Source organism: Luteibacter sp. HAY1-4A (genome assembly GCF_056755355.1).
The window spans coordinates 18,184-33,877 of sequence record NZ_JBNDHZ010000007.1; the positions used below are offsets into that span (position 1 = coordinate 18,184).

Here is a 15,694-nt window from a genome sequence, read left to right on the forward strand (position 1 = left end):
TCAGCGGTAATCGATTACGCAAGGTCGTGCCGCGACCTTTGCCGGAGCGGAACTTCGTCACGCCGCGCGTGACGCAATTTCTCATACAAATGGCTTCCCCGTTTCATCCCTGGAACATAGGATCGCCGCAGCCGCTGTGATCGAGGTCACAGCTTCACGTCGACATTGTCCCCCCGACGCTTTGCGCTCGGGACGGCCGCTGTCGGCCCGTGTCAGGCCCGTCAAACAGCAAGGCGACCCATGTCAGGGACCAAGTCATCGAATCCGTTCCGCCCCCGTGCCCACCGCTATGCGCTGGAGCCGCGCCAGATGTACGACGGCGCTGCCCTCGTCGAGGCGGCACACCACGTGGACCCCGCGCAAGCGGCGCATGATGCCGGCAAGTTCCAGAGCCCGGCGACGGAACAACCCGGTCATGCCGTCGCCCCGGCACCCGCGCCGCCGCCCGCCCATAGCGAGGCGGCACCGGCGCAGGTGTACGTCGTGGACCAGAGCGTGGCCAACTGGCAGTCGCTGGTCTCGCAACTCCCGAAGGGCAGCCAGGTCGTGGTGCTGGACGACAAGTCCTCCGGCCTCTCGCAGATCGCCAACGCGCTGCGCGGCGAACACGACATCGGCGCCATCCACATCATCAGCCACGGCGCCAGCGATTCGATTTCGCTCGGTACCGACACGGTTACCGCGGCGAACGTCGCCGCCTTCAAGACCCAGCTCGGCGAGATCGGCGCATCGCTGTCCTCGAACGGCGACATCCTTCTCTACGGCTGCGACGTGTCGCAGCACGACACCGCGCTGGTCACCCAGCTCGGCCGCCTGACCCAGGCGGACGTGGCGTCGTCCACCGATGCCACCGGCGCGGCCGCGCTGGGCGGCAACTGGGCCCTGGAAAGCTCGGTCGGCCACATCGAGGCCCGCTCGCTGGCGCTCGACTACGACGGGCTCCTCGTGGCGCCGACGGTCACCACCACGAGCAAGAGCATCACCGTGGCGGAACCCAGCTCGCTGAACCCCGCGGGTGCCGATCGCACCACGCTCGGCGGATGGTCCATCGTGGACGACGGCGTGGGCGGGGACAGCGTCACCGTCACCGCCAAGGTGGCGGACCCGACCAAGGGCACGCTCGTTTCCGCGGCGGGTGGCACGGCGATCACCGGCGGCTTCAGCTTCACGGGTACGGCCGCCGCCGCGCAGGCATGGCTCAACCAGCTCACCTTCGTCGCCGCGGACGTCGAACTGGGTAACACGGCGGCCCACACCACCATCGACGTCACGGTGAAGGACGCCCAGTCGCTCTCGGCCACCCATTCGCTGGACGTGAACATCACGCCATCCAACGATCCGGTGTCGGTGCCGAACGCCACGAAGACCGTGCAGGAAGTGGACGGGTCGGGCAACCAGAGCGTCACCGTCATCGGCGCCGACACGCTCGCCGCGGTCGACGCGGAAGTGACGCTCGGTACGCAGGCACCGACGCAGATCGTCTACAGCCTTACCGGCCTTCCGCAGTACGGCTACCTCACGCTCAACGGCCAGCGCCTCGGTGCGGGTTCCGTGTTCACGCAACAGGACGTGATCGACGGACGCATTGCCTATGTGCATACGGCCACCGGTGCCAACCAGGATGCCGCCGACGGGTTCGACGCACGCATCAACGACGGTGCGACACCGCTCGACCGCTCCGCGAGCGTCCACATCACCTTGAACATCGCCCCCGTGAACCAGGCGCCGACTATCGGCGGCGGCGGCATGGTGTACGAAGGCCAACCGGCCAACGCGGTCGACACCGGTAACGTCGGCCAGTACATCGTGGCCGGCACCGGCGGCGACCCGCAGGACACGCACCTGCAGATCACCATCACTTCGCTGCCCACGCACGGCACGCTTTACTACAACGGCGTGGCGGTCACGGCCGGTCTCACCTTCGACTACGCGAATCGCAACCTGCTCACGTACAGCAACGACGGCGTGGACGGCGTGACGCAGGACAGCTTCGGCGTGCGCGTCACCGACGAGGGTGGCGGCACGGGTACGAACGGCGTCACGAATGGCACGATCACCCTCGACGTGCACGCGGTGGACGACGATCCGGCGCTGGACACCGGCAGCACGCGCACCGCGACGGTGCCGGCCGCCGGCAACGGCAGCGCGGGCGCGTATTCCGTGGTGCTCACGCCGGGCATGATCGGCGCGACCGACGTCGACTCGCCCGACAAGAACATCAGCTTCGTCACCAGCCAGACGGGCCTCACCCACGGTTACCTGCTGCTCAACGGCGAACAGCTGAAGGACGGCGCCACCTTCACGATGGACGACGTGCGCGCCGGCCGCGTGCAGTATGTGCAGACGGCCGGAGCCACGGCCGGCCAGCAGGACACGTTCCACTTCCAGGTGGTGGACAACACCACGGCGTTGCGCTGGAACCCGGACGGTACGACGTTCACCCGCATTGGTGGCGACTACAACGGCGGTGCGCCCACCGATACGCTGCGCGACTACACCTTCACGATCAACCTCGCGCCGACTCCCGACGGTAACAACGGCGGCTTCCCGGTGCACGATCCGGTCACGGCGGACCAGGGCTCGACCCATGCCGGCGTGGATCCCAGCGGCGACGCCGTCGGCACCGTCCAGGAAGGCGGCAGCATCGTCCTGCACGGCACGACCACGAACGGGCAGCCGACCGACTTCGCCACCATGCCGGGCCTGAGCTACACGGCCCAGGGTGTCGATCCGTCGCAGGTGGTGTACACGTTCCTCGGCTTCACCAACGATGCCGGCATCAGCGCCAGCGCCGGTACCTTGCAGAAGCAGGTCGGTGGCAACTGGGTGGATGTGGCTGCCTTCGGCACGTTCACGCAGGCGGACCTCGACGCCGGCCGTGTCCGGTTCCAGCATGACGGGGCCAGCGAGAACTTCCACGTCACGGCCAACTTCGCCGTGTCGGCCGGCCTGATCACGGTGGTGGATGGCCAGGCCGTGGTGGACAGCTGGAAGCCGTCCTTCGACATCTACGTGAACCCGACCAACGACCTTCCGACGGTCACGGGTTCCTCCAACACGGTGATTAACGAAGGCGAGGTCGCCTACATCACCACGGGCCAGCTCGGCCTGGGCGATCCGGATGACGCGACAAGCCAGGGTTACCTCGAAGGTTCGCCGACGCTCGCGGACGGCAGCAACAACTACGCCTATAACAACGACGCCACCGGCGCGAACGCGCTGAAGTTCACGATTACCAGCCTGCCGCAGGGTGGCAAGCTGCAATATTCCACCGACGGTGGCGCGCACTGGCTGGATGTCACGGCGGGCATGACCCTCGATGCCGCCATCATCACGGGGAGCGCGGGAACCACCGGGCTACGCTTCGTGAGCAACGGTTCCGAGGTGCGCAGCGCCACATTCACGGTGGAAGCGCAGGACCGCTGGGGTGCGAAGTCCGCAACGGACGCCAACGTCACCATCCAGATCACCAACGTCAACGACGCGCCGCAGATCGCCAAGGATCCCACCCAGGCCGACCCGACGGTGCCGTCGGGTTCGCCGAACCAGATCGGCGGCACGCCGGTCAACGAGCCGCTTACGCTGCCCGAAGGCGGATACGCGCAGATCACCCCGGCCATGCTCCAGGCCTACGACCCGGACAGCAGCAGCGTCCAGGTGCAGTACGTGATCACGACCGCGCCGGCACACGGCAACATCGCGTTCTCCACCGATGGCGTGAACTTCCACGTCCTCGGCAAGGGCTCGTCATTCACGCAGGCCGACGTGGCCGCCGGCCACATCTATTACCTGAACGATGGTACCGAGACGAGCAGCACCGGCTACCCGTCCACGCCGGACGACAAGTTCGGCTTCACCATTTCCGACGGCGACAAGGAACAGGCGGGCAACGAGTTCTGGATCTATACCGATCCGACGAACGACGCACCCAAGGTCACCGCGCCCAGCGGACCGATCAACCTCGACAGCAGCAATCCGCAGCACAACGAGGTGCCGGGCTTCTCCGTGAGCGATCCCGACCTGACGACGGTCGGTGCGGGCGAGACCGATTACATGCAGGTCACGGTACGCCTGCTCAACGCGGATGGCACGGCGTTCCACGCCGGCGACTACACCGCGGATGGCGTGTCGATCGGCTTCGGCGCCGGCAGCGGCGTGGTCGTGGATGCCGACAAGGACGGCTCGGGCGACTACCTCGTGCTGACCGGCACGCGTGCGCAGATCAACGCGGCGCTGGCCGGCCTGACCGTCACCTTCGCCGGCGACCAGGATGCGAAATACCAGGTGCAGGTGATCGCGGACGATCGCCTGCGCGACGCCAGCGGCAATCTCGTCGGCGGAGCCAATGGCGGTGCCGTCAACCAGTCGCCCGATGCAGGCACGGGCGGCGGTTCGGCCACCAGCCCGGTCGATACCACTAACTACGACTGGTACAACGACGCGGTGCCGGCGAACAGCGGCAACCTCTCCGCCGGCGCGGTCGTGGTACGCGCGTCCAGCGTGAACGATCCGGGCGTCATCAGCGGTCCGGGCAGCATTCCGGCCACGTACGAAGACCAGCCCACGCACATCGGCGGCGGTTTCGTCGTCAGCGACGCGGAATCGGCGGCCTTCGACACGCCGGTGACGGTCACCCTGACCGTGCCCAGCGGTTCGCTCGGCATCGGCGGCAGCGGCAACCAGACCAGCTTCGCCGGCGTGACAATCTCCGGCGACAACACGTCGACGCTGGTGCTGACGGGCCGCGCCAGCGACATCCAGGCGCTGCTGAACGACGCGACGAACGGTCTCACCTACCTGAGCGCGCCGAACGTCAACCACGACCTCAACGGCGGCCAGCCCGGCGACGTGACGCTCACCATGAGCTTCGACGATGCCGGCTCGCGCATCGGCGACGACACGGGCAGCGGCAGCGTCGCGAACAACCCGTCACCGGTGCAGATCGGCATCGACGTCATCGCCGTGAACGACGCCCCGACGGTGACCAAGGGCACCGGAACCGTGTACCTCAACGGCAGCACGGCCGTGGACGGGTTCTCGGTGAACGATCCCGATTACGCTGACGGCGGCGGCATCACCACCGGCGAAACCGACTTCATGCAGGTGACGGTGCGTGTCACCGACGCCAATGGCGTGGCGCTCTCGCAGGCCGCCTACGCGAGCATCGTGCTCGGTTCGAGCAACACGGGTTCGGGCGTGACCGTCGACGGAACCTATGACGGCACCGGCGACGCGCTGGTGATCCGCGGCACGCGCGACCAGATCAACCAGTACCTGGCGGGCCTGCAGGTATCGATCGGCGGTTCGCTCGCCAACGCCGACCAGTCGTACCGCGTGGAAGTCATTGCCGACGACCGCGTGCGCGACCTCGCCACGGGTGCGCTGTCGGGCACGGCTGCCAATGGCGGCCAGAACGCGAATGCCGCCGGCGGCGTGGAAAACATTCCCACGACCACCGTCGACCCCTATGCCGCCGTTCCGGGTGGCCTCGGCAAGAACGTGACATCGGCTTACCGCGTGGTCTTCCCCTCGTCGGTGAACAATCCCACGGCCATCGGCGTCACCGCACCGAATGCGGCGGCCGAAAACGTCGCCGGGCACTACACGCTGAGCCACATCACGCTTGCCGATCCCGACGCGGGCACCGACAGCGTCACGGCGACCGTGGCGCTCCCGAACGGCTTCCTGGTGAACGACGTGAACGGCGCCACCGCCCTGTCGGGCACGTTCGGCGGCGCGTCGTACACCATTTCCGGCGACCATCGCTCGATCACCATCACCGGGTCGATCGACCAGGTGGAAACGGCGATCAACGCCGTGGGCGTCAAGCTGCCGGCAGCGGCGAACGGTGACAACAACGCCTTCTGGAACGGCACGTTCCAGGTGCAGGTGACGGTCAACGACAACGGCAACCACGGCAGCCGCCCCGACCAGGGCACGCTGGACGGCGATGCGGCCGCGAACGAAGGCAGCGACCCGACCACCATCGGCGACCAGTACGGTTACGCCGACGGTTCGTCCAGCGCGCTCGTCACCACGCGCGTGTTCGACGTGACCATCAGCAGCACCACGGCGGTGAACGAAGCCGGCCTGGCCAACGGCAGCGGCAGCCAGGGTGTGAACGGCACGGAAAGCATCGATCTCTTCAACAACCTCGACAGCGTGACCGTCGGCAATCCGGCGGACGGTGCCGGCCACTTCGTCACGCTGACGCTCGCGCAGCTGAAAGACCTCGCCAGTGTCGACCTGGCGGACCGCACGATCCAGACCGCCCATGGCACGCTCGTCATCACCGGCTACGTGCAGGGCGCGGACGACGCGCATGGCACCCTGGTGTACCACTACGAGCTGACCGGCCCGGTGAGCCAGCCGGGCGCCACCACCAGCAGCGAAGGCATCGCGATTTCGACGCGCGATAGCGCCGGCTTCACCGACAACGGCAGCATCACCGTCAACATCGCCGACGACGTGCCCACCACCACGGCGGACACGGGCACCGTGAACGAAGACGGTGCCGCAGCTTCGGGCAGCGTCCTGGGCAACGACCATGTCGGTGCCGATGCCACGGCCAACCCGGTCACGGGCGTCGCGGCAGGCGCGACGGGCGGCACCGTGAGCGGTGGCGTCGGCGCGGGTGTCACGGGCCAGCACGGCACGCTGACGCTCAATGCGGACGGCAGCTACAGCTATGTGGTGAACAACAGCGACCCGGCCGTGAACGCGCTGAAGGACGGTCAGAGCCTCACCGACGTCTACACGTACACCATCACCGACGCCGACGGCGACACCAGCACCACGACGCTCACCATCACCATCAACGGCCACACCGACGGTACGCCGGAGGTGGTGCCGGTGGACGGCAACGGCGGTGCCGAAGGGCACGCCACGGTGCACGAGTCGGGTCTGGCCGATGGCGACGGCACGCAGACCACGTCCGGCACCATCGACCTGACGGCGGCCGATGGCCTCAAGAGCATCACGGTCGGCGGAGTCAGCGTCTCGCTCGCCGAGCTGCAGAACCTGGGCGGGGCACCGAAGACGATCGACACGCCCGCCGGTACGCTCGTGCTTACCGGCTTCACGGCCAGCGCGACAGTCGGCGGCATCCCTACGGCCGGCACGCTCAGCTACACCTATACCCTTGACCGCGCGCAGTCACAGCCGGGGGCCACGCAAACCGTCGAGAACATCGCGCTTACCGTGACAGACGCAGGCGGCGATACCCAAGGCGGCGACGAAGGCAGCGCGCTGGTCATCGACATCATCGACGATGCTCCGACCGCGCACGCGGACGCGGCCGATGTCAACGAGAACGGCGCCGCAGCCACGGGTAACGTCATCACGGGCGGTGGTGCGAACGACGTGGCCGACCGTACAGGCGCCGATACGCCTACGACCGTCACGGGCGTCGCGGCCGGCAACGTCGGTAGCGATGTCGCCGGTGGTACGGGCGCGGGCGTGGCCGGCCAGCACGGCACGCTCACCCTCAATGCCAACGGCAGCTACAGCTACGCCGTGAACGACAACGACCCCGCCGTCAACAAGCTGAAGAACGGCGAGACGATCCAGGACACCTTCACCTACACCATCACGGACGCGGACGGCGACACCAGCACCACGACGCTCACGGTCACCATTCATGGCAAGACCGACGGCGTGCCGTCCATCGTGCCGGTGGACGGCAATGGGGGCGCCGAAGGGCACGCCACGGTGCACGAATCCGGCCTCGTCGACAACGACGGTTCCCAGGTCACGAGCGGAACGATCGGCATCACCGCCGGTGACGGTCTCGATAGCATCGTGGTGGGCGGCGTCACCGTTTCGCTCAGCGACCTGCAGAACCTAGGCACCTCGCCGAAGCCTATCGACACGCCCGACGGCACGCTCGTCCTCACCGGCTTCGCTCCGACGGCGACGGTGGGCGGCGTACCGACCGCCGGCACGCTCACGTATACGTACACGCTCAAGGCTCCCTTGACCCAGACGGGGCAGGACCACAGCACCGACACGATCGCGCTCACGGTCAACGATGCCGGCGGCGGAAGCAACACCGGCAGCCTCGTCGTCGAGATCGTCAACGACACACCGCTGGCCCATGCCGATCACGCGGACGCCGACGAAGACGGTCCGTCCGTTGGCGGCAACGTGCTTGCCGGTGGCGGCGCGGGCGATGTCGCGGATCGCGGCGGCGCGGATGCACCCACCACGGTGACCGGCGTCGCGGCGGGCAACACCGGCGGTACGGTGGTCGGCCAGGTGGGCACGGGCGTCACCGGACTGCACGGCACCCTGACGCTCAATGCCGACGGCAGCTACAGCTACGCCGTGAACAACGACGACGCGGACGTCAACAAGCTCAAGGACGGCGAAACGCTCCAGGACACCTACACCTACACCATCACCGACGCGGACGGCGACACCAGCACCACGACGGTCACGATCACCATTCACGGGCACACGGACGGCGGTCCCACCATCGCGCCGCACGACGGTAACGGTACCGGCAACGGTGTCGAGAGCGTCGGCGAGGCGACGGTGTGGGAATCGGGCCTCACGCCGGACGGCCCGCTCGGCCATAGCCATGTCGTTTCGGATACGGTGGCCATCTCGGCCCCCGATGGCCTGGTGCAGATCGAAGTCGGCGGCACGACGGTGACCGCGGCAGAGCTCGCCGCGCTTGCGGGTTCGCCGATCACGGTCCACACGGCCGATGGCACCCTCGTCCTCACCGGCTTCACGCCGAATGGTTTCGTGGGCGGTGTGCCGACCGGCGGCACGCTCTCGTACACGTACACACTCAATGCGTCCCTGGCCCAGACGGGCTCGGATCGCACTCACAGCACCGATGTATTCGCCTTGTCGGTCACGGATGCCGGCGGCACTACCGGCACGGGCGAACTGACGGTCGATATCGTGAACGACGCGCCGACCGCACGCGCCGATGCCGCCGATGCGACCGAGAACGGCTCGCCGGTGGGCGGAAACGTCCTGACAGGCGGCGGCGCGGGTGACGTGGCCGATCGCCTCGGCGCGGACAACCCCACGACGGTGACGGGTGTCGCCGCTGGCAACGTGGGCGGCACGGTGGCGGGCAACCTCGGTGCGGGTATCGCAGGCCAGTACGGCTCGCTCACGCTCAACGCCGACGGCAGCTACAGCTACACGGTCGACGACAACAACGCAGCGGTCAACGCGCTCCGTGACGGCCAGACGATCACCGACGTGTACACATACACGATCACCGACGCGGACGGCGACACCAGCACCACGACGCTCACCGTCACCATCCACGGCCATACCGACGGCGTGCCGACGGTGACGCCGGTGGACGGCAACGGCGGGATCGCGGGTCATGCGACGGTCGACGAAGCCGGCCTGGTCGATCACGACGGATCGCAGGTAACGAGCGGCACCATCGACCTCACCGCGGCCGACGGTCTCTCGAGCGTCACGGTGGGCGGAACGACGATCGGCCTTGCCGATCTCGCGACGCTCTCCAGCGGATCGCCGGTGACCATCCATACGCCGGATGGCACGCTCGTGCTGACGGGCTTCCAGCCGACGGCGTCGGTGGGAGGCGTTCCGACCGCCGGTACGCTCAGCTACACGTACACGCTCGACCACGCCGTGGGCCAGCCTGGCGCCGGCGACAGCGTCGACGCGATCGCGCTGACCGTCACGGATGCCGGTGGCGGCAACGTCGCGGGCACCCTGCTGGTGGACATCGTCGACGATGTCCCCACCGCACACGCCGACCACAACGACGTGAACGAAGACGGCTCCGCCGTCACGGGCAACGTGGTCGGCGGTGGCGGCACGGGAGACGTTCCCGACCGTGTCGGCGCGGATGCCACGTCGACACCGGTCTCCGGTGTCGTCGCCGGCAGCGCCAACGGCCCGGTGAACGGTCACGTCGGTTCGGGTGTGGCCGGCCACTACGGTTCGCTTACGCTCAACGCCGATGGCAGCTACAGCTATGCGGTGGACAACGCCAACCCGACGGTCAACGCACTGAAGAATGGCGAGACGCTGACCGACGTCTACACGTACACCATCACCGATGCGGACGGCGACACCAGCACCGCGAGGCTGACCATCACGATCCACGGCCGCACCGACGGCGGTCCGACGGTGGTGCCCGTCGACGGCAACGGTGGCGCGGAAGGGCACGCCACGGTCCACGAAGGCGGCCTGGTCGACCACGATGGTACGCAGGTCGTGACCGGCACGATCGGCCTCACCGCCGACGACGGCCTGACCAGCGTGACGGTCGGCGGCACGACGCTCACGACCGCGGAACTGACCGCGCTCTCGAATGGCTCGCCGGTGACCATCCACACGCCGGACGGCACGCTGGTGCTCACGGGCTTCAAGCCGACGTCCACGGTCGGTGGCGTTCCGACGGCGGGAACGCTCAGCTACACCTATACGCTGGACCATGCCGTGCCGCAGCCTGCCGGCAAGGACACCGTCGACGACATCGGGCTCACCGTGCGCGATGCCGGCGGCGGCACCTCTACCGGAACCTTGACGATCGCCATCGCCAATGATGTTCCGGTAGCGCGCGACGACAGCGCCACCATCGTGCAGGACGGCGGCCAGACCGGTGCCGCGGGCAACGTGTTCACGGGCAAGGACGGCTCGCACGACGGTTCCGACCGCATCGGTGCCGACGGTGCCGCCAATGGCGGCCCACTGACGGCAGTGAGTTCGGCGAACACGGGCGAGGTCGGTGCGGTCGGTGGCGCCAGCAAGGGCGAGTACGGCACGCTGGTACTCAACGCCGACGGTACCTACAGCTACAAGCTGGATACGGGCAACCCGAAGGTGAGCGCGCTCGATGCGAGCCGCACGCTGACGGAGGTGTTCGTCTACACCATCACCGACGCGGACGGCGACACGAGTGAAGCGCGGTTGACCATCACGATCCACGGCACGACGCCGCCGATACAGGCTCGTGAGGGCGACCAGATCTTCCCGCTGGCGCACGAGTTCCCCCGGCGCGACATCCGCCAGGGCTACGAGCCGGGACTGTTCGTGCTGCCGGAGGTGGACCAGTCGCAGGATGACACCTTGCGCTGGCAGAACCAGTGGGTGACCGGACGCCTCGATCTCAACGGCATCGGCGAGTTGCCGCAGGATCCGGAGAACAGCCAGTTCGTGCTCAACGACGGGGTGGGCTTCTCGCACAAGATCCTGGCGGAGGCGCATGCACGCTCGCGCGTTGCACTCAACGACTTCGGCCTGGCTTCCAGCCCGCTCTGGGACGATTTCTCGCCCTTCGCGCTGAAGCACGTCGCGGACCGCGAACAGGCGGGGCACGAGCGCAGCGGCGAACGCCACGAGCGTACGCACGCGGCGCATCGCGGCGAGCCCGTGCCGCGGGAGGCGCCGGCCGTGCGCGAGCCGGTCTCCGTGATCCTGGTTCCGTCGTCGACGTCCACTCCGGGCGGCGCGCCATCGCTCACGGCGCAGATCGTGGCCATGGCCCAGGCCGCCGCCGTACCCGTCACCGTCGTGCCCGCCGTCATTCCGCCACGTCATTAATCGCGAGCCGGCGACCCGGAAGGGTTCGCCGGACACGTACTCGAGGAAACGAACTTCCATGCTCCATTCCACAGCCATGAAGACCGCCATGCCGAAGTCCGCGCTGCGTCCCGTCACCCTTTCCGCCACCATCGCCCTGGCGGTCTTCCTGACCGGCTGCGGCGCGGTGAAGCCCAAGCCGCTCACGCACGACGAGGTCGCCACCCGCGTGCGTAACGACCAGCAGGCCATGTACAAGGGGCAGGAGCCCGTCACCGGGGCGCTGACGCTTTCCGACGTGATGGCCCGGTCGCTCAAGTACAACCTCGATTACCGCCTGAAGCTCATGGAAACCGCGCTGTCGCGCGGCCTGCTCGACGTGTCGGAACTCGACATGCTGCCGAAGCTCATGACCGACGCCGGCTATCGCTGGCGCAGCAACGATTCGGGCGGCACCAGCATCGGCATCCAGGACCGCGTCGTCAGCCTGCGTCCGTCGACGTCGGAAGAGCGCGTGCACTTCCTCGCCGACGCCACGCTGTCGTGGGACGTGCTGGACTTCGGTCTGAGCTACTACCGCGCGAAGCAGCAGGCGGACGACGTGAACGTCACCGACGAACGCCGCCGCAAGGTGCTGCAGAACATCGTGCAGGACGTGCGCGACGCCTACTGGCGTGCGCTGGGCGCGCAGCGCCTGCTGGGCGAGACCCAGGTGCTGGCCGACAACATCCAGGCCGCGCTCGAGAAGACCCGCCAGGCCGAGCGCGCCGGCGTGCTGCCGCCGGTGGAGGGGCTGGAGTACCAGCGCGCGCTGCTCGACGCCATGACGCTGGTGACCGAGAAGCGCCAGGAAATGGAGTTCGCCAAGCGCGAACTCGCCGCGCTGATGAACCTTGCCCCCGGCACGGACTTCACGCTGGCCGACACGAAGGAAACAAGCCTGTCGCAGGTGCCGTCGAACCTCGACCAGCTGGAGCAGATGGCCCTCGAGCAGCGTCCCGAGCTCCGCGAGGAAGATTACAAGACGCGTATCGACGCCATCGAGACGAAGAAGCAGATCGCCGCACTGTTCCCGAACCTCAACCTGTTCGGCGGCGGTGGCTATGATTCGAATAAGTACCTGTACAACGAGAGCTGGGCCCAGGGCGGCGTCAGCATGTCGATGAACCTGTTCCGCCTTGCGGGCATTCCCGCCATCAAGCGCACGAACGAGGCGCGCATGAAGGTGGACGATGCGCGGCGCATGGCGCTCAGCATGGCCGTGCTCACCCAGGTGCGCGTTTCGGTGGAGCGCTACAAGCTCGCCGTGTACGACCACCAGCTGGCGGACGAGTCGGCACGGGTCGACCAGCGCCTTGCCAGCGTGGCGCGCGCCGGTTCCAGCAACCAGCTGACGAGCGAACTGGAGACCCTGCGCACGCAGGCACGCTCCATGGTCTCGCGCTTCCAGGAAGCCTCGTCCTACGCCGCGGCACAGTCCGCCTATGGGCGCGTGCTGAACTCAGTGGGTATCGACCTGATGCCCGAGCAGGTAGCAGGCACCGATCTGCCTGCACTGTCGCGGGCGATCCAGACCAGCCTTTCCGGCGGTGAGCAGCAGGTGTTCACGCAGGCGGCGGATGCCGTCGAAATGAACCGCCCGGTGGAGCTCACTGTGACCGGCTTGCCGGCACGTGTGGACGGCGGCGCCGTGCGTGCGGCCGTCGGCAAGGTGATGACCGGCAACCAGGTCTCGCTCGGCATGGGCGCGGACGCGCTGGCGATGGAGCTGCATTTCAGCAGCACGCCCGGCAAGAACGCCACGCGCGCGCAGTGGGACGTGATCGTGCAGGACAAGTCGGGCAAGCGCCTGATGACGCAGAGCTACCGCAGCTTCCTGCCGAACGAAGTGAGCACGCGCGCCGTCGCGGCGCTGGCCGAGGCCGCCACGCTCTCGGTCATGGGTGAAGTGCACCAGCTCGTCGCGGCGCCGGAGACGGCGGCCGCCGGCCAGCCGTGAGCCGTATGTATCCGATAGAGAAGGTGATCAGGAAAGCGATGAGTGTTGCCGGTCTGCTTGCCATGGGCCTGGCGGGTTCCGCGCAGGCACAGTCCTCGTCCGCTGCCGGGACCCAGGCGCCCGTCCGCTTCCTCGTGGTAGCCGACCGCGAGGCGCCGCTGTCCGCGGTGGCCGGCGGTCGCGTCGCGCGGGTGTACGCCCAGCTCGGCGACACCGTGGCGAAGGGCAAGGTGCTCGTGGCGCTCGATTGCAGCGACCTCGAGGCCAAGCGCGCCGCGGCGGAGGCCGAGTTCAACGCGGCACAGCTGCGCTACGAAGCGAAGGCGAAACTGCAGGGCCTGCAGTCCGCGGCGGCGTTGGAGGTGGAACTAACCGCCGCCGACGTGAACCGTACACGCAGCCAGATGCGCATCTTCGACGCCGAGCTTGCGCAATGCCGCTTCGTCGCTCCGTTCGCGGGCCGTGTGGCTCGCGTTCACGTGAAGGAAGGGCAGGGTGTCGCGCCGGGGGCGCCGGTCGTCGACCTCGTCGGCAACGGCACGCCCAAGGCGCGGCTCAACGTTCCGTCGAACTGGATCGCGTGGCTTCGCCCGGGCGCGCACCTCGAAGCGAGCGTGGACGAAACCGGCGAGCATTACGTGTTGAACGTGACTCGCCTGAGCGGCCGCGTGGACGCGGTCAGCCAGACGATCGAGATCGAGGCTGACTTCCTCGGCGACGCCAGCCGTGTCCTGCCTGGCATGAGCGGCCGTGCCACGCCTGCGAAGAGCGGCGGGAAAGGCTGAACCGATGAACGCACCGGACACCCGCGGCGCGACCGCGCCGTCGCGCTTCTACGCGCTCGCCGCCCGTGTGGAAGCCGCCACCACCGCCGCGGAGCTTGGCTTCGTGGCCTGCAACGAAACGCGCCTGCTGGTGGATTACCGGCAGGCGGCGCTGGTGACGCTTTCCACGACGCGGGGTCCGCGGCTCGTGTCGCACTCCGGTCTGGCCGACCCGGATCCAAACACGCCTTACGCGCTCTGGCTCGTGGCGGTGGCGCGCAAGATCGCCACCCTCTGCGCGGATCTGTCCCCGAAGGCCCGGGTGCTGCCGCTCTCTCCCGAGATGCTCGGCGAGGAACTTGCCTCGGAGTGGAGCGAATGGCTTCCGGCCCACGTGTGGGTGCTGCCGTTGGTGGGTCCGGACAAGAACGTCGGTGCGCTGCTGTTCCTCGCGCGCGACGATGCGTGGCCGACGACACTCGTCGCCGACGGTGCGGAATTCGCCCTCCTGCAACTGGCAAGCCTTTACGGCTACGCATGGTGGTCGCTGGTGGCGCGGCCGACGCGTTTGCAACGCTGGTGGCGAAAGGCGAGCAGCGGCCGGCGCCTGCAATACGCGCTGGCGGCCCTATTGCTCGTGCTGTTGATTCCCATGCGGGAATACACGCTGGTGCCGGCCGAGATCATTTCCACGCGCAGCCAGGTGATCGCTTCGCCGCGCGAGGGCGTGATCCATCGCATGACCGTGTTGCCCAATACGCAGGTAAAGGCCGGGCAGCTGCTCGCTGAACTCGACGACACCACCCTGCGCAACAAGCTTGCCGTGGCCCGGGCGGAACTCGCCACGGCCAGCGTGGAAATGCACCAGGCCGCGCAACAGGCCATCGAAAGCCAGAACGCGAAAGCCGACCTCGGCCTTGCCGAGGGCAAGTGGCGCGAGCGCCAGGTGGACGTGGATTCGCTCCAACGTGAAGTGGACAAGCTTGCGATCCGCGCGCCGGCCGACGGCGTGTTCGTCTATTCCGATCCCGACGACTGGGCCGGGCGCCCGGTGCAGACCGGCGAGCGCATCGGCCTGCTGGCCGATCCGCACGCGCTGGGCGTGCGGGCGTGGGCACCTGTGGGCGAGGCGACGAACCTCGCGTCGCAGGCACCGATGACGGTATTCCTCAAGGTGGCTCCCTTGTCGCCGCTCGACGCGCACCTCGACTATGCCGGCTACCAGCCGGTGGAGGCGCCCAACGGCGTGGCCAGCTACGTGCTGCGCGGCACGATCGACGGCACGCCGCCGGGTGCCCGTATCGGCTTGCAGGGCACGGCTCGCGTATCCGGCCGGTGGAGCGTGCTGGGTTACCTCATGCTGCGCCGGCCGCTAGCGGCCGTACGAGCATGGAGCGGGCTCTGA

General features: G+C 68.1%; 4 protein-coding genes. All 4 read left to right on the forward strand.

What is annotated here, in order from left to right; genetic code table 11:
- Nucleotides 1–240 precede the first annotated feature (240 nt).
- The 4 genes from ACPYOD_RS03475 to ACPYOD_RS03490 are packed head-to-tail and all read left to right on the forward strand — an operon-like array spanning nucleotide 241 to nucleotide 15,694.
- On the forward strand, nucleotides 241–11,547 hold the full coding sequence (locus ACPYOD_RS03475; RefSeq protein WP_481300340.1) for a VCBS domain-containing protein: 11,307 nt from the start codon (nucleotides 241–243) through the stop codon (nucleotides 11,545–11,547).
- 58 nt (nucleotides 11,548–11,605) lie between these two features.
- Complete coding sequence (locus tag ACPYOD_RS03480) at nucleotides 11,606–13,525, forward strand: TolC family protein (protein ID WP_481300341.1); 1,920 nt, start codon at nucleotides 11,606–11,608, stop codon at nucleotides 13,523–13,525.
- A 38-nt stretch (nucleotides 13,526–13,563) separates the two neighbouring features.
- Nucleotides 13,564–14,310 carry an efflux RND transporter periplasmic adaptor subunit gene (locus ACPYOD_RS03485; protein ID WP_481300342.1) on the forward strand — a complete coding sequence of 249 codons (747 nt, stop codon included), beginning with the start codon at nucleotides 13,564–13,566 and terminating at the stop codon, nucleotides 14,308–14,310.
- A gap of 4 nt (nucleotides 14,311–14,314) precedes the next feature.
- A complete protein-coding gene (locus ACPYOD_RS03490) occupies nucleotides 14,315–15,694 on the forward strand; it encodes an efflux RND transporter periplasmic adaptor subunit (protein WP_481300343.1) in 1,380 nt (459 codons plus the stop codon).

Coding starts and splice junctions, on each gene's coding strand:
- ACPYOD_RS03475 (WP_481300340.1), top strand. CDS start 241: ATGTCAGGGACCAAGTCATCGAATCCGTTCCGCCCCCGTGCCCACCGC.
- ACPYOD_RS03485 (WP_481300342.1), top strand. CDS start 13,564: ATGAGTGTTGCCGGTCTGCTTGCCATGGGCCTGGCGGGTTCCGCGCAG.
- ACPYOD_RS03480 (WP_481300341.1), top strand. CDS start 11,606: ATGCTCCATTCCACAGCCATGAAGACCGCCATGCCGAAGTCCGCGCTG.
- ACPYOD_RS03490 (WP_481300343.1), top strand. CDS start 14,315: ATGAACGCACCGGACACCCGCGGCGCGACCGCGCCGTCGCGCTTCTAC.